The following is a 25,891-nucleotide window of genomic DNA, read 5'->3' on the forward strand; positions in this document are numbered from 1 at the left end:
AGGGGTTATGAAGTGTCGGTATTTAAGGGTAGACGAGGAAGGTATTTTCTCCTCATCGCTATGCTGCTTCTAACGGTTACTGTGCTTTCGGGATGTTCGTCGTCGGCGACAGTTACCCACGATATTAATGATCTGAAGAACGGCAGCTTCTGGCAGCGAAATGTAGTGCTGTACTTCGCCGAGGCACTTGAGACCTTCGCCAGATGGTTCAACGGCGAATATGTGCTGGCGGTGCTTGTAATGGTAATTATCGTCCGGACACTGATCTTACCGCTTACGATGAAGCAGGTCCGCAGCTCGCGGGCGATGCAGGCGATTCAGCCGGAGCTTCAGAAGATTCAGAAGAAGTACAAGGATCAGCCGGAGAAGATTCAGCAGGAGACGATGAAGCTCTTCCAGGAGAACAAGGTCAACCCAATGGCGGGCTGTCTGCCGTTGCTGGTGCAGATGCCGATTTTTATCGCGCTGTATAACTCCATCTATTATAATCCTCATCTCCGGGAACATGACTTCCTGTGGCTGCAGCTTGGGAAGCCGGACCATTATTTTATCCTTCCGGCAATTGCGGCACTGACCACGTTCCTTCAGACAAAGATGATGACCAAGATGAACCCGGCGCAGGCGCAGGGTCCGATGCAGTTCATGATGATGATCTATCCGGTCTTGATCTTCGTCATGTCTTACAACTTCCCGGCGGCGCTTCCGCTGTACTGGGTATTCAGTAACGTATACACCATTATCCAAAACTATTTCCTCTATAGAAATAACAATGCCCCTCAAGTGGCTGTAGCCGGTGCCGGAAGTACGGCCGGCGGAAGCGGAGCGGCCAAGAATGGCGGCAGCGCCAAGAACAGCGGCAATGTCAAGAACGGCGGCAATGCCAAGAATGGCAGCGCCAAGAATAACGGCAACGGTACCAGCGGCAAGAAGCCGAAGGAGGGCAAAAAGTCCAAATGAACCATGTCGTCGCATCAGGGAAAACCATTGAAGAAGCTGTAGAGAGCGGGCTTGCCCGGCTCGGTGTAAGCAAGGACCAGGTAACGGTTCATGTGCTGGAGCAGCCATCCAAAGGATTCCTGGGGCTTATCGGAACCAGGCCGGCCAAGGTCGAATTGACCTTGCTGCCTCAGCCGGAACCGGAGCCTGCGGCGAGTTCACCGTCAATGCCTCAGCAGACCCCAGGAGAGAGCAGAACAGAGGCGCCGGACGGCGCACCTCGCCCGGCCTCCCGCTCCGCGGAGCGGGCCTATCAGGAAGCGGTCCGATTCATTGTGGATGTGGCCCGCACCATGGGACTGGAAGTGACCGTGGAGGTGGCCCCGTCCCGGGACACCACGACTCTTCAGATTGCGGGTCCCGATCTGGGACTGCTGATCGGCAGAAGAGGACAGACCCTGGACGCCCTACAGTATTTGGCCAATATTGTGGCCAACCGTTATTCCGACAGCTTTGTCCGTCTTGTGCTGGATGCGGAGAATTTCCGCGAACGGCGGAAGAAGACGCTAGAAGATCTGGCCGACCGGCTGGCGAGCCGGGTAATCCGGACCCGCCGCGAGGTGGTGCTGGAGCCGATGCCGCCGCAGGAACGGAAGATTATTCACTCCAGGCTGCAGAATCACCGGCAGGTGACGACGACCAGCCGGGGCGAAGAGCCGAACCGGCGGGTTGTAATTACGCTCAAGTAAAGAAGATATGTCGCAATGACTCCTTGCTGCCTGAGGGGTCATTTGTTTTTATAGCCCAAGATTATGAGAGTGAAATGAGGGAAGCTTATGCTTAGCGATACTATAGCAGCCGTCTCCACCGCTGTTGGGGAAGGCGGCATTGCTATTATACGGGTGAGCGGACCGGACGCCGTCGCCGAAGTCGGGAGGCTGATGCGCAGCCGCACACCGCTTCCCGAGGCGGCATCCCATACGGTGCACTACGGGCATATCGTCGACCCGCAGGGCGGCGAGGTGATGGAAGAGGTGCTGGTGACCGTGATGCGGGCGCCGCGTTCTTTTACGATGGAGGATGTCGTAGAGATCAGTACGCACGGAGGCGTCATTTCGGTAAGACGAGTCATGGACCTGCTGCTTCAGCAGCGGATTCGCTTGGCTGAACCGGGTGAATTCACGAAGCGCGCCTTTCTGAACGGCCGAATTGATCTGTCCCAAGCCGAGGCGGTCATGGATCTGATCCGCTCCAAATCCGACCGGGCGTTCTCGGTGGCGCTGAAGCAGGTCGGCGGCTCGCTGTCCCAACAGATTGCCGCACTTCGCCAGACACTGCTGGAGACGCTGGCCCATATCGAAGTGAATATTGATTATCCGGAGCATGATGTCGAGGCGCTGACGGCTGAATATATCAAGACCCGGTGCACCGAGGTTACGGAAGGCATCGACCGTCTGCTCAAGTCGGCCCAGCAGGGCAAAATTCTGCGCGAAGGCATTACAACCGCGATTGTCGGACGGCCCAATGTCGGCAAGTCCTCGCTTCTGAATGCGCTCGCCCGGGAGAACAAAGCGATTGTTACCGATATTCCGGGTACCACGAGAGATGTAATTGAAGAGTATGTCACCATTAATCATATTCCGCTCCGCCTGCTCGATACCGCAGGAATCCGGGAGACGATGGACCTGGTAGAGCAGATCGGCGTGGAACGGTCGAAGGCTGCTTTTGGAGAAGCGGACCTTGTACTGCTGGTGTTGAATGCCAGCGAGCCGCTTCATGACGATGAGCTGGAATTGATGGAACAAATCCGCGGTAGACAAGCACTGGTGATTCTGAATAAAATGGACTTGCCGTCTGCCCTGGACCGGGCGGAATTAACCCGCCGCTTCGGCGAGGAAGCGATTGTGCCCATGTCGGTGCTGCAGGAGCAGGGGCTGGACAAGCTCGAAGAGGCGATCTCGTCTCTGTTCCTTGGCGGAAAGCTCGAATCCGGGGACCTGACCTATGTCAGCAACGTCCGGCATATCGCTCTGCTGAAGAAGGCTCGGCAGTCGCTCCGGGATGCGTACGATGCAGCGGAGCAGTTGATTCCCATTGATATGATTCAGATTGACGTCCGGCTTGCCTGGGAGCAGCTTGGCGAGATTGTGGGAGATACGGCGGCGGATTCGCTGCTGGATCAGATTTTCTCCCAGTTCTGTCTGGGCAAGTAAACCGGCAGGCAGGAATAGATAGGATATGACAGGTTAGCGGCCTAGAGTGCCGTTTCAATAGAGGAGGAGTATAGGATGAGTTACGAAGGAGGACAGTATGATGTGATTGTCGTCGGAGCCGGACATGCCGGCTGCGAGGCAGCGCTGGCGGCGGCCCGGATGGGCTGCCGCACGCTGATGGTGACGATCAATCTCGATATGGTGGCGTTCATGCCTTGCAATCCGTCAATCGGCGGGCCGGCCAAAGGGCATGTGGTCCGTGAGATTGACGCGCTGGGCGGCGAAATGGGCCGGAACATTGACAAGACGTTCATCCAGCTGCGGATGCTCAATACCGGCAAGGGACCTGCGGTGCATGCGCTGCGGGCTCAAGCCGACAAGTTCCTGTACCAGCATACGATGAAAGAGACGATGGAGAAGACGCCGAACCTGACCATGCGGCAGGGGATGGTGGAAGAGCTGATCGTCGAGAATGGAATCTGCACCGGCGTCGTAACGAAGACGGGAACGGCCTACCGGGCGAAGAGTGTAGTGCTGACTACAGGGACCTATCTGCGCGGCAAAGTCATTATGGGCGAGCTGACGTACGAGAGCGGACCGAATAATCAGCAGCCTTCCGTCAAGCTGTCGGAGCATCTCCGGGAGCTGGGGTTTGAACTCGTTCGCTTCAAGACAGGCACGCCGCCGCGCGTGCACCGGGATACGATTGATTTCTCGAAGACCGAGATTCAGCCTGGCGATGAACAGCCGAAGTTCTTCTCCTATGAGACCAAGTCTTCCGAGATTGAGCAGCTCCCCTGCTGGCTGACCTATACATCGGAGACGACGCATCAGATCATCAACGACAACCTCCACCGGGCGCCGATGTTCACAGGGATTATTGAAGGAACCGGACCGAGATATTGCCCTTCGATTGAGGATAAGATTGTCCGGTTCAGCGATAAGCCGAAGCATCAGATCTTCCTGGAGCCGGAAGGACGCAATACCGCCGAATATTATGTGCAGGGTCTGTCTACCAGTCTGCCGGAGGATGTGCAGCTCTCGATGCTCCGTTCCATTCCGGGTCTGGAAAAAGTAGAGATGATGCGCAACGGATACGCCATCGAATACGACGCCATGGTCCCGACCCAGCTGTGGCCGAGTCTGGAGACCAAACGTCTGCCCGGCTTGTTCACTGCCGGACAGATTAACGGCACATCGGGTTACGAGGAAGCGGCAGGCCAGGGAATTATGGCCGGCATTAATGCGGCCCGCAGAGCCCAAGGCCAGGAGCCGGTTGTTCTCGACCGCTCGCAAGGCTATATCGGAGTGCTGATCGACGATCTTGTTACCAAGGGAACGAACGAGCCGTACCGGCTGCTGACTTCCCGTGCCGAGTATCGGCTGCTGCTCCGCCATGACAACGCCGATCTGCGTCTGACGCCGACGGGTTACCGGATTGGCCTTATTTCCGAGGAACGGTATGCCGCCTTCCTGGATAAGAAGCAGAAAGTGGAGGATGAGATTGCCCGCCTTCAGGAGACAAGGGTCAAGCCTGCGGAAGTCAATGACCTGCTGGCCGAAGCCGGTTCGGCTCCGATTGCGGAAGGAAGCAACCTGCTGGTGCTGATGCGCCGTCCGGAAATCGGTTACGCCATCATTGACCGGCTGTCTCCGTCGCCTGAAGAACTGGATGAAGACATGAAGGAACAAGTGGAAATCCAGATTAAATATGCCGGGTATATCGAGAAGCAGCTTCAGCATGTGGAACGCCTTCAGAAGATGGAGAAGAAGAAGCTGCCGGAAGATATAGACTACTCCGCCATTCATGGTCTTGCTATGGAAGCCCGGCAGAAGCTGGAGAAGATTCGCCCCATCTCGATTGGCCAAGCTTCCCGCATTTCCGGTGTCACACCGGCAGACGTCTCCATTCTGCTGGTCTACCTGGAGCAATTTAACCGCGTAGCTGCTGCGAAAGGATAATCCCGACATGGATGATTTACAGAAGCGGTTTACGGAGTGGCTGGGACCGAAAGGAATTGAACTCAGCCCTCGTCAACTGGAACAGTTTGAACGATATTATCAGGAATTGGTTGAATGGAATCAGAAGATGAACCTGACTGGGATTACGGAACGCGAACAGGTTTATATGAAGCATTTCTATGATTCGCTCTCTCTGGCATTCTTTGTTGATCTGTCCAAGGTGCAGTCGCTTGCCGATATCGGATCGGGCGCAGGCTTTCCCGGGATTCCACTCAAGATCGCTTTTCCGGAACTGAAGCTGACGATTGTGGATTCGCTGGCCAAGCGAATTTCCTTCCTCCGGCATGTAGCCGATGAATTGGAACTGTCTCATGTGGAACTGATTCATGGAAGGGCGGAGGATATTGCCCGTCTGCCCGAGCATCGGGACCGCTATGATCTCGCTACGGCCAGAGCGGTGGCCCGAATGGCGCTGCTGAACGAGTTCTGTCTGCCGTTCGTGCGTCCCCAAGGCCTGTTCGTTGCCATGAAGGGAAGCGATCCAGCAGAAGAACTGACAGAGGCGGTACGCAGTCTGAAGGAACTTAAAGGCGAGGTTGCCGCCGTGGAATCTATGACGCTGCCTGTCGAGGAATCCGCCAGGCATTTGGTTGTCATCCGCAAGACGGCGGGAACGCCCTCTAAATACCCGCGCAAGGCGGGTGTACCGGCTAAATCGCCGCTCATTTAATGTTCCACGTGAAACAGATATTCCTTTCTTTGGATGAGTCCTGCCGACAGGCAGGGCTTTTTTGTCGGGTCATGCCGGAGCCTTCCGTTCGTCTACCAAGAAAAATAGGTCTTGATGAAGAATAGGATTATAGCGGAAAAAGTGATAGAATAAAGAATAGCTGAACGAAGGGTTCGGTTGATGGCCATTGCCTGTATGTGGAATTATGCTCTTCAGTATAAACGCATACAATTACGAAATTAGGTGGTTATGAACGGAATGAAAGAACAATTCACCAAGCTGTTTGGATTTACCGAGCGGAGCAGCGGAGAAGAAATCAAACAAATCCCGGTGGACCAGGTCATCAGCAGTCCTTACCAGCCGAGAACGATCTTTGACGATGAGAAGATTGAGGAGCTGTGCCAGACGATCAAGACACACGGTATCATCCAGCCGATCGTCGTTCGCATGAGAGATTCCCAATACGAGATTATCGCCGGCGAAAGACGGTGGCGCGCAGTCAAAAAGCTGGGTATGGCGAACATACCAGCCATCGTGCGGGATTTCAATAACTCGCAGGCCGCTTCCATCGCTCTCATCGAGAATCTTCAGCGGGAGGGATTAACTTCCATTGAAGAGGCAATCGCCTATCAGAAGCTGATCGATCTGCATCAACTGACCCAGGAAAGCCTTGCTCAACGGCTGGGCAAGAGTCAATCCACGATCGCCAATAAGATCCGACTGCTGCAGCTTCCGGAAGAAGTCAAAACAGCGCTGATGGAGCGTCAAATCACCGAACGCCATGCCCGATCGCTGCTGTCTCTGGAGAGTACAGAGCTGCAGATAAAGGTGCTGGGCGAAATTATTTCCAAAGGCCTGAATGTGAAACAAACGGAGGCTAGAATTGCCTTCTATAAAGAGAACGCCAAGATCAAGAAAGCCAAACGAATCTCATACACAAAGGATGTCAGACTAGCCCTGAATACGATCAGGCAATCCATCGATATGGTGAGCGGCTCCGGAATGGCGATCAAGACATCGGAGAATGATCGGGGCGACCATTATGAAATCGTCATTCAAATTCCAAAACGATAAGTGGTTTGCAGTTGAAGGCGGCCTGGACGTTATTGGCCGCCTTTCCCATGACTGCCCCTCTGCGGAAGAGCAAAAACCGGAAGAGGGCGAAGATCGCAGCAAACATCGACTACCAGAGGATTCTTCCCAACCATTCGAGGTGAATTCAGTGTCCAAAATTATAGCCATAGCGAATCAAAAGGGCGGGGTCGGCAAAACCACGACTTCGGTCAATCTCGGAGCAAGTCTGGCTACCTTGGGTAAACGGGTCCTGCTTGTAGACATCGACCCCCAAGGCAATACGACCAGTGGAGTCGGGATTAATAAAGCCGATGTCGAGAACTGCATCTATGACATCCTCATTAATGAAGTTCATCCCCGGGATGCTATCCTGGAGACCAAGATTGACGGCCTTCATATTATACCGGCGACTATTCAGCTGGCCGGGGCCGAAATCGAACTGGTCTCGACCATTTCCCGCGAGCTCCGTCTGAAGAAGGCGCTGAGTCTGGTCAAACCGCAGTACGATTATATTCTGATCGACTGTCCGCCTTCGCTGGGGATTCTGACGATCAATTCGCTGACGGCTGCCGATTCGGTTATCATCCCGATCCAGTGCGAGTATTATGCGCTTGAAGGATTAAGCCAGCTGCTCAATACGGTTCGTCTCGTACAAAAGAATCTCAATCCGCTGCTGCGGATTGAAGGCGTCTTGCTGACCATGCTGGATGCCCGAACGAATCTGGGTATCCAGGTCATTGAAGAAGTAAAGAAGTATTTCCAGGAAAAGGTATACCGCACGATTATCCCGCGCAACGTCCGTCTGAGCGAAGCGCCTTCGCACGGACAGTCGATCGTTACCTATGATCCGCGTTCCAAAGGCGCGGAAGTGTATTTTGAGTTGGCAAAGGAAGTGGTTTCGTATGAGTAAGCGTCTGGGCAAAGGACTGGATGCCCTGATTCCGTCGCTGTCCATCCATGAGGATGACAAGGTCGTAGAAATCCCCTTGGGACAGCTGCGAGCCAACCCGTATCAGCCTCGTAAAGAGTTCAAGGAAGAGGCGATTCAGGAGCTGGCAGAGTCGATTCGTCAGCATGGAGTCATTCAACCTATTATTGTACGAAGTGTACTGAAAGGCTATGAGATCATAGCCGGTGAGCGGCGATTCCGTGCTTCCCAGTATTGCGGAAAAGCAACCATTCCCGCTGTTGTCCGCAGTTTCAGCGATCAGCAGGTAATGGAGATTGCGCTGATTGAGAACCTGCAGCGCGAGAATCTGAATGCCATGGAAGTGGCGGTCGCCTACCAAGGGTTAATGGATCAATTCTCCTTGACCCAGGAAGAACTATCCTTAAAGGTAGGAAAGTCCAGATCGCATATCGCCAATTTCCTTCGCCTGCTGACGCTGCCTGAAGAAGTGAAAGAATATGTTTCACGTGGAACAATTTCGATGGGACATGCCCGTGCCATTGCGGCCCTTAAAGACCCGGAATTGATTAAGCAGCTTGCAGGACAGTGTGTGGAACAGGAATGGAGTGTGCGTGAACTCGAGGATGCTGTGAAGAACCTCGACCGTCAGCCGACTCCAACAGCCAAGCCAAAAACAATTAAGCGTGATCCGTATATTGACCAAATGGAAGAGACGCTAAGAGAACGGTTCAAAACGACGGTAAAGATCAAGCATGGCAAAGACAAAGGGAAGATTGAATTGAATTATTACAGCAATCAGGATCTGGAACGCCTGCTGGAGTTGTTGGGCCAGCAGTAAGCGGTTCTTGAGCCGAAGAGGTGCAAGAAGACATATCCGAACCTGTCCGGTGGCGGGGGAGGGTATGTTTTTTAGAGGAGAAGGCAATTGCGGGATGGAGGGTGAGGATGGCGAAGGATGTTATTTATCTGGATCATGCGGCCACCTCTTGGCCGAAACCGCCTGAAGTCATCCGGGCCGTTGTAGAGGCGATGGAACAGGCGGGTGCCAATGCGGGGAGGGGGAGTCATTCTCTTGCGGTAGACAGCGGACGCCTATTGGTTCGAGCGCGCATGGAACTGGCGCAGTTGTTCGGCATTCGCAATGCCCAGGATTTGGCCTTCTGCTACAACACGACCATGGCACTGAATATGGCCATACAGGGCACTCTGAAACCGGGCGACCACGTGATTGCAACCATGGCGGAACACAATTCGGTGCGCAGACCGCTGGAGTATTTACGGCGGACAAGAGGGGTAGAGGTTGACTTTGCTGAAGTCGATGCGGACGGTTATGTGAATCTCTCTCATCTTGGCAGGCTGTTCAGACCGAATACGAAGCTGGTCGTATGTACGCACAGTTCCAACCTGTTGGGCAGCATTCAGCCAGTTGGAGAGATCGGTGATCTGGCCAAGTCGAGAGGGGCAAGGTTTCTGGTGGATGCGGCGCAGTCTGCCGGAAGCCTGGATATTGACGTCTCTTTAATGAATATTGACCTGCTGGCTTTTCCGGGACACAAAGGTCTTCTTGGTCCGCAGGGGACAGGAGGACTTTATATCGCTCCTGATCTCGATTTGGAGCCGATTCTGACCGGAGGCACGGGGAGCCAATCGGAGAACAGGGAACAGCCGGATGTGCGGCCTGACCGGTATGAATCAGGTACGCAGAACGTACCGGGTATTGCAGGTCTCCTGGCTGGCGTTCGCCGGGTGCGTGAATGGAAGCCGGGCTGTATTCATCGCCGGGAGTGGGAACAGGTGCAGATGCTGATGGAAGGATTGCAAGAGCTGCCGGGCATAAGGCTGCTGGGGCCGCGAGCGGGAGAAGAGCGCAGCGGGCTTATCGCTTTTACAGTGAAGGGATTGGATTCGGCCCGGGTTGCGCACCGGCTGGACCGGGAGTTCGGAATTGCCGTTCGGGCAGGGATGCACTGTGCGCCGTTGGCGCATGAAGCGATGGGCACGCTGGCGAGCGGTGCTGTTCGTGCGAGCGTAGGCGTCGGGACAACGGAAGATGAGGTGCGGTCGCTGCTGGAGGCAATGCGTCATATCTTAGGCGCTGGAGTCTGATGAGATATTCCATGAAAAAGAGGAAGGTAAACGATGTCGGACATTAATTCACTGCTCCAGGAACAATTGGGCTGGATTGTGGGCGGGATGGGGCTGCTCATTCTGATCCTGTTCATCCTGGTGCTGATGCAGGGCAGCCGAATTCGCGGCATGCGCCGGAGATACGCCTCCATGATGGGAGGGACAGGGATTGAAGATTTGGAGACGCTGTTGATTGATCTAAAGAATCAGAGCGACCGGCTTGAAGAAGAACAAGAGAACCATGCCCGCGCGATCGAAGGCCTTCTGGTTAAAGTGCAGGGGCTGAAGGCCAAGGTCGCGTTAAAACGTTATAATGCATTCGGTGAACGCGGCAATGATCTGAGCTTCTCGCTGGCCATCGTCGATGAACATAAGAATGGCATTGTTCTGACCAGTCTTCACAGCCGCGACAGCTCCTATATCTACTCCAAGCCGCTGGAAGCCGGCGCTTCTGTCTACGCGCTGTCTCCTGAAGAACAGGAAGTCATTGCTCAAGCGCTGCAGCAGATCTAGCATGCAGATGCCATTGCTTCAAGGCAGAATAGAGGGCGGAGGAAATAATCTCCGATAAGCGCATGACCAGACTCAGTCTGGTATTCTGCAGAACAAAATACTCCATGAAGCCGCCGACGTTGACGATGCCCGTTAGATGGATATCGCCGACCGGCGGCAGTTGTTTATTCACCCCTGCTCCGGGGCGGAGCGGACCCTCGACCACCTGGATACAGCCTACACTTGCGGAATGGCCGAGGCAGGCGTCAATGCCAATGACAAACGGGCGGTGGAACCGGCCCTGAATCTCATTCAAGGTGTCCTGAAGGTTGACGGCATGAACCGGGTTCTCCAGAGTGCCATACAGTTCAAAAAGAGGACTGCGGAAGCGGGCGAGAGCGGTGCCGACCAGCGGGCCGAGCGCATCGCCGGTAGAACGGTCGGTTCCGATGCAGATGACGACAATCGGCGAACCGGGAGCGGAGCGGGACAGGTGGAACAGCAGGCGATGAATGACGGCCGAATAGATTTCCGGATCGGTATGTGCTATTTTTAAACAAGACATTTCGTGGGCCGGCAGGGGAGGAATCGATTGATTCATACCATCTTCCTTTCCTTGGACGAGTCTAGTGGATGGTAACCAGTATATGGCCGGGAGAAGGTTTTTATACTCGGCGAGATGAAGATGGGCCCAGGCGCCCAGGGGGGCGGGACAGATGGAGCAGGAACTGCTGATCGCATTCGATTCGACCCAGCAGGCGCTGCGAGCTGAAATGCTGCTGGAGTATGCGGGGATCGAGATTGATATATTTCCGACACCGAAGGAGATTACCGCGGGATGTGCGATGTCGATTCAATTTGATCCCGGTTGTCTTGCTCGGGTAAGAGAAATTATCAGAGAGCAGCAGGTGGAGATTCGCGGTATCTTTGAGAAAGTCGGCGCGGAGGAGTATCGGATTACAGCAGAGTGAGGAGGAAGAAGGATGATTCACGGATATCAGAATATGCTTGCAGCAGCCGGGAGTACACCGGCACCATCACCAACGCTATCACCATCGCCAATTCCTTCGGCCACCTCATCGGCAATGGAGACGCTTCAGGATACGGTGGACCAGGCGGTGACCTTCAAGGACCGGATCTGGAATTGGGTAACGGACGCGGATATGTGGGCAAATGTGCTTTTTGCGGGAATCCGGATTATCGTTATCTTCCTGTTGACGAGACTGATTATCAAGATTGTATACGGACTGATTGATCAATCGCTGGAACGCAAGTCGGTGCGGAGTTCGCCAAGCAGCACCCGCCGGTTCTCGACGGTCGGCGAATTGTTGAAGAATACGGTAACGGTTATCTGCAATTTCATTATGCTGCTGCTGATTCTGTCGGAATTCCATTTTGATCTGGGGCCGCTGATTGCAAGCGCAGGCGTGCTGGGGTTGGCAATCGGCTTCGGAGCACAGAGCCTGGTGAAGGATGTCATCACCGGTTTCTTCATTATTCTGGAGGATCAATTCGCGGTAGGCGACGTTATACAGACGGGGAGCTATAAGGGAACGGTCGAGGTCATCGGACTTCGGACAACGCGCATTATCGGTCTTACCGGCGAAGTCTATATTATTCCCAATGGAACCATAACCAATGTAGTGAATTACTCGCTGTCCAACGCCATGGCGGTTGTGGATGTGCCGGTGAAGATGGATCAGCCCCTTGAAGAGACGCTGTCCCTGATTTCAGGTGCCATGCAGGGCATTGAAGAACGCAATCCCAGCGTACTGGCCTACCCGAACATTCTGGGGATTCAGTCGATGACGACCGCCGAATATGTAATCCGCGTTGCCGCCCAGACGATGCCCAACCAGAAGGAGGCGGCTGAACGCCAGATCCATGAGGACATCAAGCAGGCGCTGGAGCAGCGGGCTCTGAAGCAGGCGGAAGAAGCCGAGAAGGCGAAGGCCGAGGAAGAGGCCCAAGCTCAGGCGGAAGCGGAAGCCAAGACGAAGGCCGAGCAGTCCGCCGGGCAGGAACGCAGTGAACGGGAAGCCGCTGCAGCGCAGGAAGAGAAGAAGGGAGAGAAGAACGGTGGAGCGTAAGGTATTCGGACTCGGCGATATCGTTCAGATGAAGAAGCCGCATCCATGCGGAGCGAATGAGATGGAGATCATACGAATGGGGATGGATATCCGGATCAAATGCACGGGATGCCAGCACAGCGTGCTGGTTCCGCGCGCGAAGTTCGAGAAGAACCTCAAGAAAGTGCTGGTCTCGGCTGCGTCCAAGGAAGACTCAACAGATCTTTAAGATGAGAAAATCTTTAAGCCGTTTCTAAGTTCTTCAAGAACCACTTGCGCGAATCCTAAATATCTGATATAATAAATCTTGCTGCGGAGAGGTACCCAAGAGGCCCAAGGGGGCTGACTCGAAATCAGTTAGGCGTGTCAAAGCGTGCGTGGGTTCGAATCCCACCCTCTCCGCCATAACCGCACAAAATACACAGGCGACTCCATTGCGGGGTCGCTTTTTAGTTGTATCAACTGCGATTTCCATAAGGAAAAGGACCCTTTGCAGGGTCCTCCCGGGCAGCACCGGATTTTGGATGGAAATCTTTCTGGTGCATACGCTACAGCAACGCGGGACGCTTGTTCCCTGACAAGGCGATAGGTGTCCAATCAGAAATCCTGTGACCTGCGTTCGACCGGAAAGTCCAACGGAACCACACCTCTCTCTTGTGCTGCCTGAGATTAGAATAACCGGAGGAATGAAGTTCTATACATGGCCTAGAAAAGAAGAGCGGCGTCAATGGACGCGGGCCTTCTCGACTTTCTTCCACTTCCGGTCCTTGTTGGTCGTCTCGGGAAAAATATCGCCCTTCTCCATCCGGATCGTCTTCGGGTTCTGAACTTGAGTATGGAAGCTGCGGGCTTCGCTTACTTCGGTGTAGAGTCCGGGATTGGGGGCCCGGTCGCCCTTTTCGTATTCGGTCTGTTCGCCCATGTGGAAGGTACCTCCTTGAAATTGAAATGCAATGCGTCCTTTAGTGTGCGCGGCCGCCCGGGCCTTCATGACCGGAAGGTTCTGCAAGGATGAAGGCTTGCACTCCAAGTGAAGGCTTGGTATAATATTAAAGTTCGAGTTTGTGCTCGATCCTTGCTCCTGGCATAAGATCAGGGGCCGCAGACCATAAGGAGGTGAAAGTTATGCGCAAATACGAAGTGATGTACATTATTCGTCCGGACATTGAACAGGAAGCCGTTCAAGCCGCAGTCGAAAAATTCCAAGGCATCATCTCCAACGGCGGTGAGATTACAAAGCACGATGTGCAGGGTAAGAAACGCCTTGCGTATGAGATCAAGAAATTCCGTGATGGCGTTTTTGTTCTGGTGAACTTTACTGCTGAACCGGCAGTTGTTACCGAGCTGGAGCGTATCATGAAGATTTCCGACGAAGTTATTCGTTATCTCATCACGAACGACGTAGCCTAAGCCCAATTTGTACAACCGTTCCAAGGAGGGGACCCGTTATGCTGAACCGTGTCATCCTGATCGGCCGTCTGACCCGTGATCCGGAGCTTCGCTATACGCCCGCCGGTGTGGCGGTAACGCAGTTTACGCTTGCCGTAGACCGTCCGTTCACCAGCCAAGGCGGAGAACGCGAAGCCGATTTTATTCCGATCGTTACCTGGAGACAACTGGCGGAGACCTGTGCCAATTACTTGCGCAAAGGTCGGCTGGCAGCGGTGGAAGGCCGCATGCAGGTGCGGAATTACGAGAATAACGAAGGTAAACGTGTATACGTGACCGAAGTGATTGCCGATAATGTCCGTTTCCTCGAGTCTGCGCAGAACCGCGACGGGGGTCAATCCTCGAACGGAAACCTGCCGGAAGAGCCTTCTTACGGCGGTGGCAACAGCGGTGGAAGCGGGCGCGGAAACAACAATTTCTCGCGCAGCAGCAACAACCAGGACCCTTTTTCGGGAGACGGTAAACCGATCGATATATCGGATGATGATTTGCCATTCTAAAATGGAAGGACTGAAAAGACAATGGCTTTCAAGCAAAGAGAAGGCGGAGACAACGACAAGAGACCGGCACGCCGCGGCGGCCGCAACAAGCGTCGTAAAGTCTGCTATTTCACCGTTAACAAGATTACTCACATTGACTATAAAGACACGGAGCTGCTGAAGAAATTCATCAGCGAGCGCGGCAAAATCCTGCCTCGCCGTGTAACGGGCACAAGCGCCAAGTACCAGCGCGCCCTGACGATCGCAATCAAGCGTGCTCGTCAAATCGCACTGCTGCCTTACACAACTGAATAAGAAGTGTGTGCGTGCAAGCGAAGGACAGCCGGGATTTCCCGGCTGTCCTTTTTTTGTCCGCATCAAGTCTCCGGTCTCTTCGGTGTTCACCTGCCGGACGCAACTAAAAGCGGCAGAAGCCGGGGAGCGGATAAAGAGGTTGACGGCATTAGAACAGACATTGTATGATGTTTTAAATTTTGTAGAACGGCTGTCTATAGGCACAATTGACCAGTGGAATACAAATAAAAGCGCAGCTCATTCAGGAAGGAACAAGGAAATGAAGAATGGGAGAATGATCCGGACGCTCGGTCTTTCGCTTGTGCTGCTGGGTCTGCTGGCAGGGTGCGGCGGAAGCCCGGCGGTGAATTCAGAGAGGGCGGAGACGGCTGCAAGCGCCGGCCCCCGGGAAGGGGGCGTCGTGACCTATGGCTATCCGTCGGCCTTCAAAGGGCTGCTTGAACCGGCCTTCTATGAGGGAGAAGACGATTTCCATGTACTGGAGTTTATGACCGAACCGCTGTTCACCGTCAGGGATGATCTGACGACCGTCCCCGGGATTGCAGCGTGGCAGGAGTCGGCGGATCACCGGACGTTTACATTCAAGATCAAGCAGGGGGTGCGGTGGCAGAACGGCGACGAGCTGACGGTGGAAGACTGGAAGTTCGCGCTGGAGACCATTGCCGATCCCGATTATACCGGCCCCCGTTATTCCAATGTAGAAATGATTCAGGGCGCTGAGGCCTACCATGAAGGTCATGCCGACAAGATTTCGGGTATTGCCGTAATCGACCCGTATACGATCCGGATTACGGTAGCCGCGCCGCGAGCTAATACTATTGATAATCTGTGGGCTTACCCTATGAATAAGAATTATTTTGCCGGCGTGGCGGTGAAGGATATGCCTTCGAGCGACCAGGTGCGCCGCGCGCCGATCGGCATCGGCCCCTTCCGAGTCACTTCGATACAGCCGGGGGAGTCGGTGCGGCTCTCACGGTTCGATGATTACTACCGCGGGCGTCCGCTGCTAGACGGCATTCTCTATAAGGTGTACGACGACAGTCTGGTTCCGAGTCTGTTCAAGCAGGGCGAACTCGACATCGAGCAGGCGCCGCGGGATGCTTATCAGGAACTGAGCGGAATGGATCAGGTGAAGGTGCTGAAGACGGCGGATCTCTCCTATGAATATATCGGCTTCAAGTTCGGCCGCTGGGATGCGGAGGCAGGGAAGGTCGTTATGGACAATCCCAAGTTCGCGGACAAAAGGCTCCGGCAGGCGATGTACTACGCGCTGGACCGGCAGGGCATCATTGATGCCTTCTCTTTCGGTCTGGGAAGGCTGGTGGAGTCCCCGATCCCGGGATCGAGCTGGGCGGCGGCTCCGGCAGGAGAGCTTAATCCGTATCCGTATGACCCGGCCAAGGCCAAGGCGCTGCTGGACAGCGCCGGATACACCGACCGGAACGGAGACGGCCTGCGGGAAGACCCGAAGGGCAAGCCGTTGACGATTCATTTTGACGGAATGACAGGCGGCGTTATGGCAGAACCGAGAACCCAGGCGATGATCCAGAACTGGCGGGATGTCGGTCTGGACGTGCGCTTGAACGGCGGGGCGCTGAAGGAACTGAACACCTTCTACACGGAGGTGGAGGAAGACGATCCTTCGGTAGAATTATTCAATGGGGTATGGGGACTGGCTCCGGACCCCGACCCTACGGGTTTATGGCGGGAGAACGACCTCTGGAATTACACCCGCTGGTCGTCACCGGAAAATGAGAGGCTGATTCGCGAAGGCGTCGGCCTGAAGGCGTACGATAAGCTGTACCGCAGACAGATCTATTATGAATGGCAGAAGCTGCTCAATGAAGAGGTGCCGATGATCTTCCTGGCGGAACGCGAGACGATCACGGCGGTCAGCAGCCGGCTGCAGGGAGTACGGATCAACTCCATGAGCAACATTATCGATCCTTATCGCTGGTGGGTGACGGAATAGGGGGGTCGGCGATGCTGAAGTATGCGCTTCGGCGGCTGGCAGCGGCGGTTCCGCTGCTGCTGCTGCTGACGATCGCCGTATTCCTGCTTGCCAAGCAGATGCCCGGAGACGGGCTGGGCCGGGGAGGAGACCCTTCGCTGCGAAATCCGAAAGTTCTGGCGGAGCAGCGGGAGAAGCTGGGCTATGGCGACCCGGTTCTGGTTCAATACGGACGATGGTTGAAAGGGGCGGCAACAGGCGATCTGGGCCGTTCCTCCCTGTATCAGATGGAGGTGTCGGAACTGATCGCCCAGCGTCTGCCGCAGACAGCGCTGTTGGCGGTACTGGCCTTGATTCTGTCGTATGGAGCCGCGTTAGGGCTCGGTACAGCCGCAAGCCGTTCGGCGGGCGGCTGGGCCGACCGTCTGATTACCGGCGGAAGCTATCTGCTGTATGCCGTCCCTACGGCTGTCGTTGCCGTGGCTGCGCTCTATCTGTTCGGCGCTAGGCTCCACTGGGTTCCCGTCGGGGGAACGGTGTCGGCCGGAGGAGACGGCGGTGCCTGGCCGCTGTGGGATCGTCTGCGACACGCCCTGCTGCCGGCGGCCGTGCTCGCGCTGGGCGGGGCAGCGGCCTACACGCAGTTCCTGCGCAGCGAAACGGCGGAGAACCGGCTCCGGCCGCATGTGACGACAGCGGTGGCCAAGGGACTGTCCGAAGCGGAAGTCTACCGGCGGCATATTCTGCGGAACGCGCTGGTTCCGCTGACCGCTGTGGTCGGGCTGGATTTCGGCATGCTGCTTGGGGGGACGGTAGTAGTAGAGAATATCTTCAGCTACCCGGGCATCGGCACGTTGTTTCTCGCAGCGGCGGCCGGCCGGGACTATGCCGTCATGATGGCGCTGACGCTCCTGACAGGGGCGATGGTCATCGCCGGGAATGTGCTGGCCGATCTGCTGCTCGGCTGGCTGGACCCCCGAATTCGCAGCATGCAAGGAGGAAGAGGATGAACCGGTTCGATGTTCGATCTCAGTCAAGCCGGCTTCGGGCCGCGGACGGAAATGCGAAGCATTTCCGCATCGCGGCTGTTTGCGCGGGAGTTGCGGCGGTTCTGGCGCTGCTCTGTCTGATGGCTCCGCTGATCGTCCATTACGATCCGAACCGGATCTCGCTGCGCGAGCTGAACCGTCCTCCCGGCGGAGGGCACTGGCTTGGCACCGACAAGGGGGGGAGGGACGTAGGCGCCCGTCTGCTCTACGGCGGAAGGACGACGCTGCTGATCGGTGCAGCGGCCACCCTGCTGATCGGCGCGATCGGCACGGCGGTTGGCCTGACGGCCGCTTATCTGGGGGGCTGGGCGGATGCGGTGCTGATGCGGTTGACCGACCTGGTGCTGGCGTTTCCCTTTCTGATTGTGGTGACCGTGGTCAAAAGCCTCTGGCCCGGCGGCGGCGTGCCGGCGCTGATCAGCGTGGCCGGTCTGCTCGGCTGGGGCGGCTTCGCCCGGCTGATCCGGGCCCGGACGCTGTCGGAGAAGCACAGCGATTATGTGCTTGCCGCCCGGGCGCTGGGCGCGGGCCCGCTGCGGATTATGGTGAGGCATCTGCTTCCCGCGCTGCTTCCGGTGTGGACCGTTCAAGGCGTCTGGACGTTCGCCTCGATGCTGGCGGCGGAGAGCAGCCTCGGGTTCCTCGGCTTCGGCGTTCCGGCCGGAGAGCCGAGTTGGGGCAATATGCTGGCCGAGGCGGCGTCCCTGCAGACGCTCCGCCACGAATGGTGGGTATGGGCACCGGCCGGCGGGTGCATGGTTGTGATGATTTTAGCCGCCCATGCCGTTGGCGAAGCGTGGAAAACCGTATATAAATGACAAAAATGTCGGGTTTTGTTGTTTCTTTTTCAGAAAAGAGTGATTACAATAGAAATATTGTTTATGTAATGGAAGGAGGGCCGGAGAGAGGCACCGAGCAAGGCGGCAGGATCGCATACAGAGACAAGACAGGCGAGAAGAGCCAACGGATGGAGCCGGGTATTGCGGCTGCATTGTACCATATATATGAACATATATAAACCAAGACCTCTTATTAATCAGGCAGGGTCTCATTCCATACTCTTAAAGAAGGAAAAGGACAATGAAAAAGACGAAGAAGAAAAAAGGGCTGAAAAAGCGGTACATTGCCCTGGCGATGATTGTGCTGCTTGGGGCGGGCGTCTTTCTGTTCCGCAATCCGCTGAAGGTTCTGGCATTTGATATATTCCTTGCCGATCAGGTGGAACAGACGCTTCAGGAGAAATCCTATGTTCCGCTGAAGCCGGACAATGGAACCAAGGGCGTAGCGCCGGAACCGATTGCCTACAAGAGCGACCCGTTCTCGGTTATGCTGCTGGGCACCGACCAGCGAGGCAACGAGACGGCACGCTCCGATACGATGATCTACGCGGTTGTGCGCCCCGAGGACTACAAGGTTCTGCTGATCTCGATTCCCCGGGATACCTATACGGAGATTATCGGGCACCGCAATGACCGGAAAGACAAGATCACCCATGCGTATGCATTCGGCGGTCAGCAGATGGCCAAGGATACGCTGGAAGCGCTGCTTGGCCACGATATCCAGTATTATGCCACGATCAATTTCCAGGGCGTCAAGGATGTGGTCGACGAGCTCGGCGGACTGCCGCTGCCCATCCAGAAGACGATCCGCAACAAGGGCGCCGACCACGAGAAGTTCACAATCGAGGGCGGCAAGTCGCTCTACAATGGCGAAGAGTCGCTAAATTATGTGCGCTACCGCGAGGACAGCGACTTCAACCGGACGAAACGGCAGCAGGTGTTCCTGGATGTCCTGGCCAACAAGATGCTGTCGCTGAACCAGATCGGCCATATCTCGGATCTGCTCAATATTCTGGGAGAGAACTTCAAGACCGATATGAAGCCGACGATGATTACCGACCTTGCGAAGAAGTTCATGGTCGGCAAGAAGGTCGATATCTCCAGCTTCACGGTAATGGGCGAAGGCCAAAAGATCGACGGAGTCTATTATGACATCGTGGATGACAAGTACTTGGATCAGGCCAAGGCCATGATCGACAACTGGATGAATGCCTCCACTCCGGTCGATCAACTGATTGATCCCGGCAAGGCGGCGGATGCGCTGAAGCCGAAGGCTTCCGCTTCGCCGGCCGCTCAATAAGCCGACCGTCTCATCCGGCAAGCAGGGCCGATATTCAGACAGCAGCCGCAAAGTTCCGGCTGCTGTCTGCCATTTATATGGTATAATGGCGCTGGGACTTTATTTGAGGAGGACCTAAACCCAATGAACATCGCGTTTTTTCTGCTTCCTAAACAGGAAGTGGCCTGCGTTACCCTGGATTCTACCCTGCGCCAGACCCTGGAGCGGATGGAATTTCACCGTTATACCGCAGTGCCCATACTGGGACCGGGCGGCGAATACGCCGGAACGGTAACGGAGGGAGACCTCTTGTGGTATATGAAAGAATCGGGCGGCAAGGTGACGTTCGAGAACTCATCCAAATTCCTGCTGAGAGATGTGCCGCTGCGCATGAGCAACAAGCCGGTCTCCATTGAGGCGGACATGGAGGATCTGATTAATCTGGCCAAGGTTCAGAACTTTGTGCCGGTCGTTGACGATATGAACCGATTCATCGGGATTGTGCGCCGGAGCCAGATCATTGAATATTGCGAGAAGTTCGTATCGCGTCAGTCGATGGAGTCGATATAGCCGCCTTATAGCCGCATTCATGCGAAGGAAGGCCTGTTTTCCGCAATGCCCCCGCGGAGATCGGGCCTTTATTCATGCCGGGGGACGGGCCCCTTCCCCGGGGGCTTCGGTGTTGCTTATAGCCATTTATGCTATAATGGAGAATAAAGCTTTTCCCGGAGGTAGAGAAATGTCCAAGGCGCCTAAAGAACTGGACGTGGCCAAACGGGCCAAGGTCATCGAGTGGTTGAAGACGGAAGTAGTGGATCAAGTATCCCGGCTGTTCAAAGCGTTATGGGAAGGCAGTACGGCTCGTGTGGCCGACAGTCTGGCCAGCCTGATTATGAGCTGCTATATCCTGGGCCGAAGGCTCGGCATCCCGTATCGAGACCTCGATGATCTGCTGCAGGAGAAGCTGCGGAAGCACCGGCAGGAAGGCCACCAGCTCGAGGAGTGGTATCAAGACATTTCGGCACTAGAAGAACATATGCGTAAGAGGTGAACACTTTGAAATTTCGCTGGTCATCCGCCGCATGGAGCGTCGCTTATCTGTTCCTGCTGCTGTCCCTGTCCACGAGCCTGCTGATTATAACCACTCTGTTCATTCTGATTCCTCCCATTGTGCTGGGCACTACCCTTGGCAGGAAGCAGTTTCTTGCAAGTGTGCTGCCGGTATGGGTCATCGTCGGGCTGCTTAGTCCAATCAATATTTGGATTGCCGCCTACTTCCTGATCCCCTCGCTGGTTATGGTGCGCTGGTACCGCCGGCGGTCGCCGGCTTTCTCGACGATTGTAGCGGGAGCCTGTACCATTCTGGCTCAATTTGTGCTGCTGCTGTTTATCGGGAAGGTGCTGTTCTCCTTCAATCTCTATACGTACGTCAACGATATTATGAACGAAGCGATTCATATGACGGTCTCGCCTCTGGGCGAACTCGGCGCCGGCAGCTCGCTGTTCACCGACCTTGGCCTGAATGCCGACAGTGTGGATGAATTCAGCGCGAGAACCGTGCAGATTCTTCCGATGGCCATGATCGTATTCTCGGCGGTAATCTCTGTGCTGACCCACAGCATCGTCCGGCCGATTCTCGGCAGCATGGGCTACGTAGCGCCGCGGATGCGTCCGGCCCGTGAATGGCGGCTGCCCAAATCGCTGGTATGGTATTATCTGATCGGCTTTGTGCTTCAAATGCTGTCGGGCGGCAATGACAGTTCGCCGATGGCGATGATCGCCTTCAATCTGCTGCTGCTGCTGCAGATCGGGTTCATGATTCAGGCAATCGGATTCTTCTTCTTCATCGCCCATGAACGGGGCTGGAATAAGACGCTGCCCATTCTGCTGGCTATTCCGATCATTCTGCTGCCGCCGCTGCGTATCATTGGAATCATTGATCTGGTGTTCCCGCTGCGTGAAATGGTGACCAAATCGAGACGTTAGGGTGAGAGCGAATGCCAAAATTTCTGCAAAAACGCTGGCACGGCTATCACACCGTCTGGGCGTTCATACTTCTGCTGCTTCTGATTATCGCCGTCAGTGTCTACAACTGGATACTGGGCGTGGCGAGTCTGTTCGTGGCCGGTCTGCTCTGCCTCACCATGCTGCAATCCGAGCTTGCCTTCCGCCGCAATCTGGTGGAGTACATCAACGGGCTCTCTTTCCGGATTAAGCGGGTAGAGGGAGAAGCGGTCGGAATGCTTCCGCTCGGCATTATTCTCTACAGCGAGGACCGGACGGTGGAATGGAACAATCGCCATGCCGGCGATATCTTTGCCCGGCGGTCGCTGGTGGGAGAAGCGCTGACGGAGCTGCTGCCCGATGTGGCGAAGCTGCTGACGGGAGTTCCCCAGATGCCGGTGCGCCGGGAAGCCGGACGCGAAGGGGCGCTGAAAGAACACCGGATGGAGATCCGGGTGGATGAGCGCCATTATCAGGTCGTGGTTATTCCAAGCGAACGGATGCTGTACCTGTATGAAATCACTGAACTGGTCACCCTGCGCGCCCAGTATGAGGAAGAGAAGCTCGCGCTCGGTATTCTGCTGATGGATAATCTCGACGAAGCCGCGCAGGGCATGGACGACCAGCAGCGGACGTCGCTGATTGCCAAGGTGACCAGCGAGATTACGGACTGGGCGAAGGAATTCGATGTCTATCTGCGGCGGCTGTCCTCGGAGCGCTATCTGATGCTGCTGAACTACCGGAGCCTCCAGGCGCTGGAAGAGAGCCGGTTCGTCATCCTGGACGAGGTCCGGGAGATGACGGCCGACCTCAAGGTGCCGATGACGCTGAGCATCGGCATGGCCTTCGGCGCGGAGTCGGCGAGCGAGCTCGGCGCGCTGGCCCAGTCCAGTCTGGACATGGCGCTGGGGCGGGGCGGCGATCAGGCTGCGGTCAAGGCCGGCCAGCGGCTGTCTTTCTACGGGGGCAAGAGCAACGCCGCCGAGAAGCGGACCCGGGTGCGCGCCCGGGTCATCGCGCACGCTCTGCGGGACCTGATCCAGGAGAGCGACCGTGTCATTATTATGGGGCACCGCAATCCCGATATCGACGCCGTCGGGGCGTCGATCGGGCTGCTGCGGGCCGCCCAGATGTACAATGTAGAGGCGGATATTGTGCTCGACGGTCCGAATCCTTCGATCTCCCGCATGCTGGAGCAGCTTCGGAAGGATGAGGGACTGTACAGCTCGTTCGTAACGGCCGAGCAGGCGCTTCAGCTTATGACCGAGCATACGCTGCTGATCGTAGTGGATACGCATAAGGCTTCCATGACGATGGAACCGCGTCTTGTGCAGGCGGCCAGCCGGATTGTGGTCGTCGATCACCACCGGCGCGGCGAAGAGTTCATCAATGAAGCGGTGCTGGTCTACCTGGAGCCGTACGCTTCTTCCACCTGCGAGCTGGTTACGGAGCTGCTCCAATACATTCACGACAAGGTGAAGCTTAGCACGCTGGAAGCCACGATGCTGCTCGCGGGCATTACGGTCGACACGAAGCAGTTCGCGCTTCATACCGGCTCCCGGACGTTCGAGGCGGCGGGCTTCCTGCGCCGGATCGGCGCGGATACGATCCTGATCCAGCGCATGCTGAAGGAAGATCTCCAGGAGTATATCTCCAAAGCGGAGATCATCAAGCATGCCCGAATGGTCTACGATCATATTGCGCTGGTTGTTACGGAGCCGGAGCTGAAGGTGCCGCAGCTGCTCATCGCCCAGGCGGCCGATACGCTGCTGGGCATGACCAACGTGCTGGCATCCTTCGTGATCTGCGAACGGACCGACGGCATCATCGGCATCAGCGCCCGGTCGCTGGGGCGGATGAACGTCCAGGTCGTAATGGAGAAGCTGGGCGGGGGCGGTCATCTGACGAACGCAGCCGCCCAGCTGGAAGGAACAACGAAAGAAGCGGAAGCCCGCCTGCTGGCGGTACTGGAAGAAATACAATCGAAAGAGGGTTTATTCGAATGAAGGTTATCTTTCTGAAAGACGTGAAGGGCCAAGGCAAGAAAGGCCAGGTCAAAGAAGTATCCGAAGGCTATGCAACGAATTTCCTGCTGCCGCGCGGCATGGCCCGTCCGGCTACGGAAGGCAATGTGAAGACGCTGGAGAACCAGGCGGCGGCGGAACAGCGGCGCAAGGAGAACGAGAAGGAAGAGGCCAAGCAGCTTGCCGAGAAGCTGAACGAGCTGACGCTGAATCTGAAGGCCAAGGCCGGTGAGGGCGGACGGCTGTTCGGCGCCATTACGAGCAAGCAGATTGCCGAGCAGCTGGCTTCCTCGCACGGCATTGCGCTCGACAAGCGCAAGATTGAACTGGGCGATCCGATTCGCCATCTGGGCGGGTTCCAGATCAACGTCAAGCTCCATACCGAAGTGAAGGCTGTATTGAAGGTACAGGTAACGGAGGAATAGCATGGGCGGAGATCTCTTTTTCGATCGGGTTCCCCCGCAGAATCTGGAGGCCGAGCAGGCGGTAATCGGAGCGGTGCTGCTCCAGGATGAGGCGCTGATCGCCGCCATGGAGCGGGTGAGCACCGAAGATTTCTACGACAAGTCGCATCAGATGATCTTTGAGGCGATGATTCAGCTCGGAGAAGAGAACCAGCCGATCGACCTGATTACCCTGACCTCAAGGCTGCAGGACCGCGGCCAACTGGAAGAAGTCGGCGGTGTCAGCTATCTGGCCAAGCTGGCCCATGCCGTGCCGACTGCGGCCAATGTGGACTATTACGCTCAGATTATCGAAGAGAAAGCGATGCTGCGCCGGCTGATCCGGACGGCGACCCAGATCGTCAGCGAGGGCTACAGCGGGGGCGAGGATGTCTCCGATATGCTCAGCGATGCCGAGCGGCGCATTCTGGAGATTTCGAACCGGCGCAGCGGCAGCGGCTTTATCGCCATTCGGGATGTGCTGATGCAGGTCTTCGACCGCATTGAACTGCTGCATCAGAACAAGGGACAGACTTCAGGCATCCGGTCGGGGTTCGCGGATCTTGACCGGATGACGAACGGTTTTCAGCGCAATGACCTGATTATTGTGGCAGCCCGTCCGTCCGTCGGCAAGACGGCCTTCGCGCTGAACATCGCCCAGAATGTCGGTGTACGAGAGAAGGAGACGGTGGCGATCTTCAGTCTGGAAATGTCGGCGGCGCAGCTGGTTCAGCGTATGATCTGCGCCGAAGCCAATCTGGACGCCAACATTATGCGGACCGGGGAAGTCAAGACCGACGAGGACTGGTCGAAGCTGACGATGGGCATTGCCTCGCTGTCGGAGGCGGAGATCTATATCGACGACACCCCCGGCATCACTGTAGCGGATATCCGGGCGAAATGCCGTCGGCTCAAGAAGGAGAGGGGCCTCGGGATGATCGTCATCGACTACTTGCAGCTGATTCAGGGCCGGGGCAAGGCCGGCGAGAACCGGCAGCAGGAAGTCTCCGAGATTTCCCGTACGCTCAAGCAGATTGCCCGAGAGCTGGATGTGCCGGTAATCGCGCTCTCCCAGCTCAGCCGAAGCGTGGAACAGCGCCAGGACAAGCGGCCGATGATGAGTGACCTGCGCGAATCCGGCTCGATCGAGCAGGACGCCGACATCGTGGCGTTCCTCTACCGCGACGACTACTACAACCAGGAGACCGAGAAGAAGAACATCATCGAGATCATCATCGCCAAGCAGCGTAACGGTCCGGTGGGAACGGTAGAATTGGTCTTCATGAAGAACTTCAACAAATTCGTCAACTACGAGCGGACACATGCCGAACCGTTTGCCGGGTAAGACACAAGATGATAAATTCCGAACGATTGCGCACCCTGTTGCGTGATCGTTCGTTTTTATTTAGGTTTTCGTTTGACTTTAAAAAAGGCGGCTGGTACACTGATAGTTGTGCTTTAGCGGGATAAACCGCAAGGAGCGGGCGACAGCGAGGCGGCGTACAGGTCCGGAAGGAACGGGAAGCCCGCTGAATAATAAGGGTGC

The 25,891-nt window shown here is 56.0% G+C and carries 28 protein-coding genes and 1 tRNA gene; 27 read left to right on the plus strand and 2 right to left on the minus strand.

Going from position 1 to position 25,891, the window contains the following annotated elements; all coding sequences use genetic code 11:
- Positions 1-12: 12 nt before the first annotated feature.
- The 10 genes from RBI05_RS15560 (at position 13) to RBI05_RS15605 (ending at position 10,465) form a co-directional block, all read left to right on the plus strand.
- Entirely contained in the window at positions 13-957 is a 945-nt protein-coding gene (locus RBI05_RS15560; RefSeq protein ID WP_310551769.1) for a YidC/Oxa1 family membrane protein insertase, read from the plus strand.
- On the plus strand, positions 954-1,685 hold the full coding sequence (gene jag, locus RBI05_RS15565) for an RNA-binding cell elongation regulator Jag/EloR (RefSeq protein WP_310551770.1): 732 nt from the start codon (positions 954-956) through the stop codon (positions 1,683-1,685). Before RBI05_RS15560 ends, jag begins: the two co-directional genes overlap by 4 nt.
- Positions 1,686-1,772: 87 nt before the next feature.
- A complete protein-coding gene (gene mnmE, locus RBI05_RS15570; RefSeq protein WP_310551771.1) occupies positions 1,773-3,149 on the plus strand; it encodes a tRNA uridine-5-carboxymethylaminomethyl(34) synthesis GTPase MnmE in 1,377 nt (458 codons plus the stop codon).
- Positions 3,150-3,224: 75 nt separating this feature from the next.
- Positions 3,225-5,111: a tRNA uridine-5-carboxymethylaminomethyl(34) synthesis enzyme MnmG gene (gene mnmG / locus RBI05_RS15575; RefSeq protein WP_310551772.1), complete on the plus strand. Its 1,887-nt coding sequence runs from the start codon at positions 3,225-3,227 to the stop codon at positions 5,109-5,111.
- 7 nt (positions 5,112-5,118) lie between these two features.
- A complete protein-coding gene (gene rsmG, locus RBI05_RS15580) occupies positions 5,119-5,841 on the plus strand; it encodes a 16S rRNA (guanine(527)-N(7))-methyltransferase RsmG (protein WP_310551773.1) in 723 nt (240 codons plus the stop codon).
- Positions 5,842-6,099: 258 nt separating this feature from the next.
- Entirely contained in the window at positions 6,100-6,915 is an 816-nt protein-coding gene (gene noc, locus RBI05_RS15585) for a nucleoid occlusion protein (protein ID WP_150457855.1), read from the plus strand.
- Positions 6,916-7,063: 148 nt separating this feature from the next.
- Positions 7,064-7,825: a ParA family protein gene (locus RBI05_RS15590; protein WP_150457856.1), complete on the plus strand. Its 762-nt coding sequence runs from the start codon at positions 7,064-7,066 to the stop codon at positions 7,823-7,825.
- Positions 7,818-8,663 (plus strand): ParB/RepB/Spo0J family partition protein, encoded by an 846-nt coding sequence (locus RBI05_RS15595; protein ID WP_150457857.1) that lies wholly within the window; start codon positions 7,818-7,820, stop codon positions 8,661-8,663. Before RBI05_RS15590 ends, RBI05_RS15595 begins: the two co-directional genes overlap by 8 nt.
- Positions 8,664-8,770: 107 nt before the next feature.
- The gene (locus tag RBI05_RS15600; protein ID WP_150457858.1) at positions 8,771-9,931 is read left to right on the plus strand and encodes an aminotransferase class V-fold PLP-dependent enzyme; all 1,161 of its coding nucleotides are present in this window, start codon (positions 8,771-8,773) and stop codon (positions 9,929-9,931) included.
- A gap of 33 nt (positions 9,932-9,964) precedes the next feature.
- Entirely contained in the window at positions 9,965-10,465 is a 501-nt protein-coding gene (locus RBI05_RS15605) for a DUF4446 family protein (protein ID WP_150457859.1), read from the plus strand.
- On the opposite strand, the gene yyaC is transcribed toward RBI05_RS15605, so the two are convergent.
- Entirely contained in the window at positions 10,437-11,045 is a 609-nt protein-coding gene (gene yyaC / locus RBI05_RS15610) for a spore protease YyaC (RefSeq protein WP_150457860.1), read from the minus strand. The genes RBI05_RS15605 and yyaC overlap by 29 nt on opposite strands.
- 115 nt (positions 11,046-11,160) lie before the next feature.
- On the opposite strand from yyaC, the gene RBI05_RS15615 reads away from it, so the two are divergent.
- The 4 genes from RBI05_RS15615 (at position 11,161) to RBI05_RS15630 (ending at position 12,918) form a co-directional block, all read left to right on the plus strand.
- Positions 11,161-11,415 carry a DUF3343 domain-containing protein gene (locus RBI05_RS15615; RefSeq protein WP_150457861.1) on the plus strand — a complete coding sequence of 85 codons (255 nt, stop codon included), beginning with the start codon at positions 11,161-11,163 and terminating at the stop codon, positions 11,413-11,415.
- A 114-nt stretch (positions 11,416-11,529) separates the two neighbouring features.
- On the plus strand, positions 11,530-12,534 hold the full coding sequence (locus RBI05_RS15620; RefSeq protein WP_150457893.1) for a mechanosensitive ion channel family protein: 1,005 nt from the start codon (positions 11,530-11,532) through the stop codon (positions 12,532-12,534).
- On the plus strand, positions 12,524-12,742 hold the full coding sequence (locus RBI05_RS15625) for a DUF951 domain-containing protein (protein WP_150457862.1): 219 nt from the start codon (positions 12,524-12,526) through the stop codon (positions 12,740-12,742). The genes RBI05_RS15620 and RBI05_RS15625 overlap by 11 nt, the downstream gene beginning before the upstream one ends.
- Positions 12,743-12,827: 85 nt before the next feature.
- A tRNA-Ser gene (locus tag RBI05_RS15630) sits at positions 12,828-12,918 on the plus strand.
- A 319-nt stretch (positions 12,919-13,237) separates the two neighbouring features.
- Here the strand turns inward: RBI05_RS15630 and RBI05_RS15635 are convergent.
- Positions 13,238-13,435 (minus strand): YjzC family protein, encoded by a 198-nt coding sequence (locus RBI05_RS15635; protein ID WP_150457863.1) that lies wholly within the window; start codon positions 13,433-13,435, stop codon positions 13,238-13,240.
- A gap of 203 nt (positions 13,436-13,638) precedes the next feature.
- Here RBI05_RS15635 and rpsF point away from each other — a divergent pair, with 203 nt between their 5' ends.
- From rpsF to dnaB, 13 genes are all read left to right on the plus strand, one after another.
- The gene (gene rpsF / locus RBI05_RS15640) at positions 13,639-13,923 is read left to right on the plus strand and encodes a 30S ribosomal protein S6 (protein WP_150457864.1); all 285 of its coding nucleotides are present in this window, start codon (positions 13,639-13,641) and stop codon (positions 13,921-13,923) included.
- A gap of 38 nt (positions 13,924-13,961) precedes the next feature.
- Positions 13,962-14,462 (plus strand): single-stranded DNA-binding protein, encoded by a 501-nt coding sequence (gene ssb / locus RBI05_RS15645; protein WP_150457865.1) that lies wholly within the window; start codon positions 13,962-13,964, stop codon positions 14,460-14,462.
- Positions 14,463-14,483: 21 nt separating this feature from the next.
- Positions 14,484-14,756: a 30S ribosomal protein S18 gene (gene rpsR, locus RBI05_RS15650; protein WP_150457866.1), complete on the plus strand. Its 273-nt coding sequence runs from the start codon at positions 14,484-14,486 to the stop codon at positions 14,754-14,756.
- A gap of 259 nt (positions 14,757-15,015) precedes the next feature.
- Complete coding sequence (gene opp4A / locus RBI05_RS15655) at positions 15,016-16,728, plus strand: oligopeptide ABC transporter substrate-binding protein (protein ID WP_223879829.1); 1,713 nt, start codon at positions 15,016-15,018, stop codon at positions 16,726-16,728.
- An 11-nt stretch (positions 16,729-16,739) separates the two neighbouring features.
- On the plus strand, positions 16,740-17,717 hold the full coding sequence (locus RBI05_RS15660; protein ID WP_310551774.1) for an ABC transporter permease: 978 nt from the start codon (positions 16,740-16,742) through the stop codon (positions 17,715-17,717).
- Entirely contained in the window at positions 17,714-18,574 is an 861-nt protein-coding gene (locus tag RBI05_RS15665) for an ABC transporter permease (protein WP_310551775.1), read from the plus strand. The genes RBI05_RS15660 and RBI05_RS15665 overlap by 4 nt, the downstream gene beginning before the upstream one ends.
- Before the next feature lie 262 nt (positions 18,575-18,836).
- Positions 18,837-19,895 (plus strand): LCP family protein, encoded by a 1,059-nt coding sequence (locus RBI05_RS15670; RefSeq protein ID WP_310551776.1) that lies wholly within the window; start codon positions 18,837-18,839, stop codon positions 19,893-19,895.
- 123 nt (positions 19,896-20,018) lie between these two features.
- On the plus strand, positions 20,019-20,444 hold the full coding sequence (locus tag RBI05_RS15675; protein WP_150457870.1) for a CBS domain-containing protein: 426 nt from the start codon (positions 20,019-20,021) through the stop codon (positions 20,442-20,444).
- Between the two features lie 169 nt (positions 20,445-20,613).
- Complete coding sequence (locus tag RBI05_RS15680; protein ID WP_150457871.1) at positions 20,614-20,925, plus strand: MazG-like family protein; 312 nt, start codon at positions 20,614-20,616, stop codon at positions 20,923-20,925.
- Positions 20,922-21,860 (plus strand): DUF2232 domain-containing protein, encoded by a 939-nt coding sequence (locus tag RBI05_RS15685; RefSeq protein WP_310551777.1) that lies wholly within the window; start codon positions 20,922-20,924, stop codon positions 21,858-21,860. Before RBI05_RS15680 ends, RBI05_RS15685 begins: the two co-directional genes overlap by 4 nt.
- 11 nt (positions 21,861-21,871) lie before the next feature.
- Positions 21,872-23,884, plus strand: coding sequence for a DHH family phosphoesterase (locus RBI05_RS15690; protein WP_310551778.1), 2,013 nt, complete (start codon positions 21,872-21,874; stop codon positions 23,882-23,884).
- Positions 23,881-24,327, plus strand: a complete 447-nt coding sequence (rplI, locus tag RBI05_RS15695; RefSeq protein WP_150457874.1) for a 50S ribosomal protein L9 — start codon at positions 23,881-23,883, stop codon at positions 24,325-24,327. The genes RBI05_RS15690 and rplI overlap by 4 nt, the downstream gene beginning before the upstream one ends.
- Position 24,328: 1 nt before the next feature.
- On the plus strand, positions 24,329-25,690 hold the full coding sequence (gene dnaB, locus RBI05_RS15700; protein WP_150457875.1) for a replicative DNA helicase: 1,362 nt from the start codon (positions 24,329-24,331) through the stop codon (positions 25,688-25,690).
- Positions 25,691-25,891 lie beyond the last annotated feature (201 nt).

The sequence above is a fragment of the Paenibacillus glufosinatiresistens genome, from assembly GCF_031470375.1.
In the GTDB taxonomy this organism is placed as follows: domain Bacteria; phylum Bacillota; class Bacilli; order Paenibacillales; family Paenibacillaceae; genus Paenibacillus_AQ; species Paenibacillus_AQ glufosinatiresistens.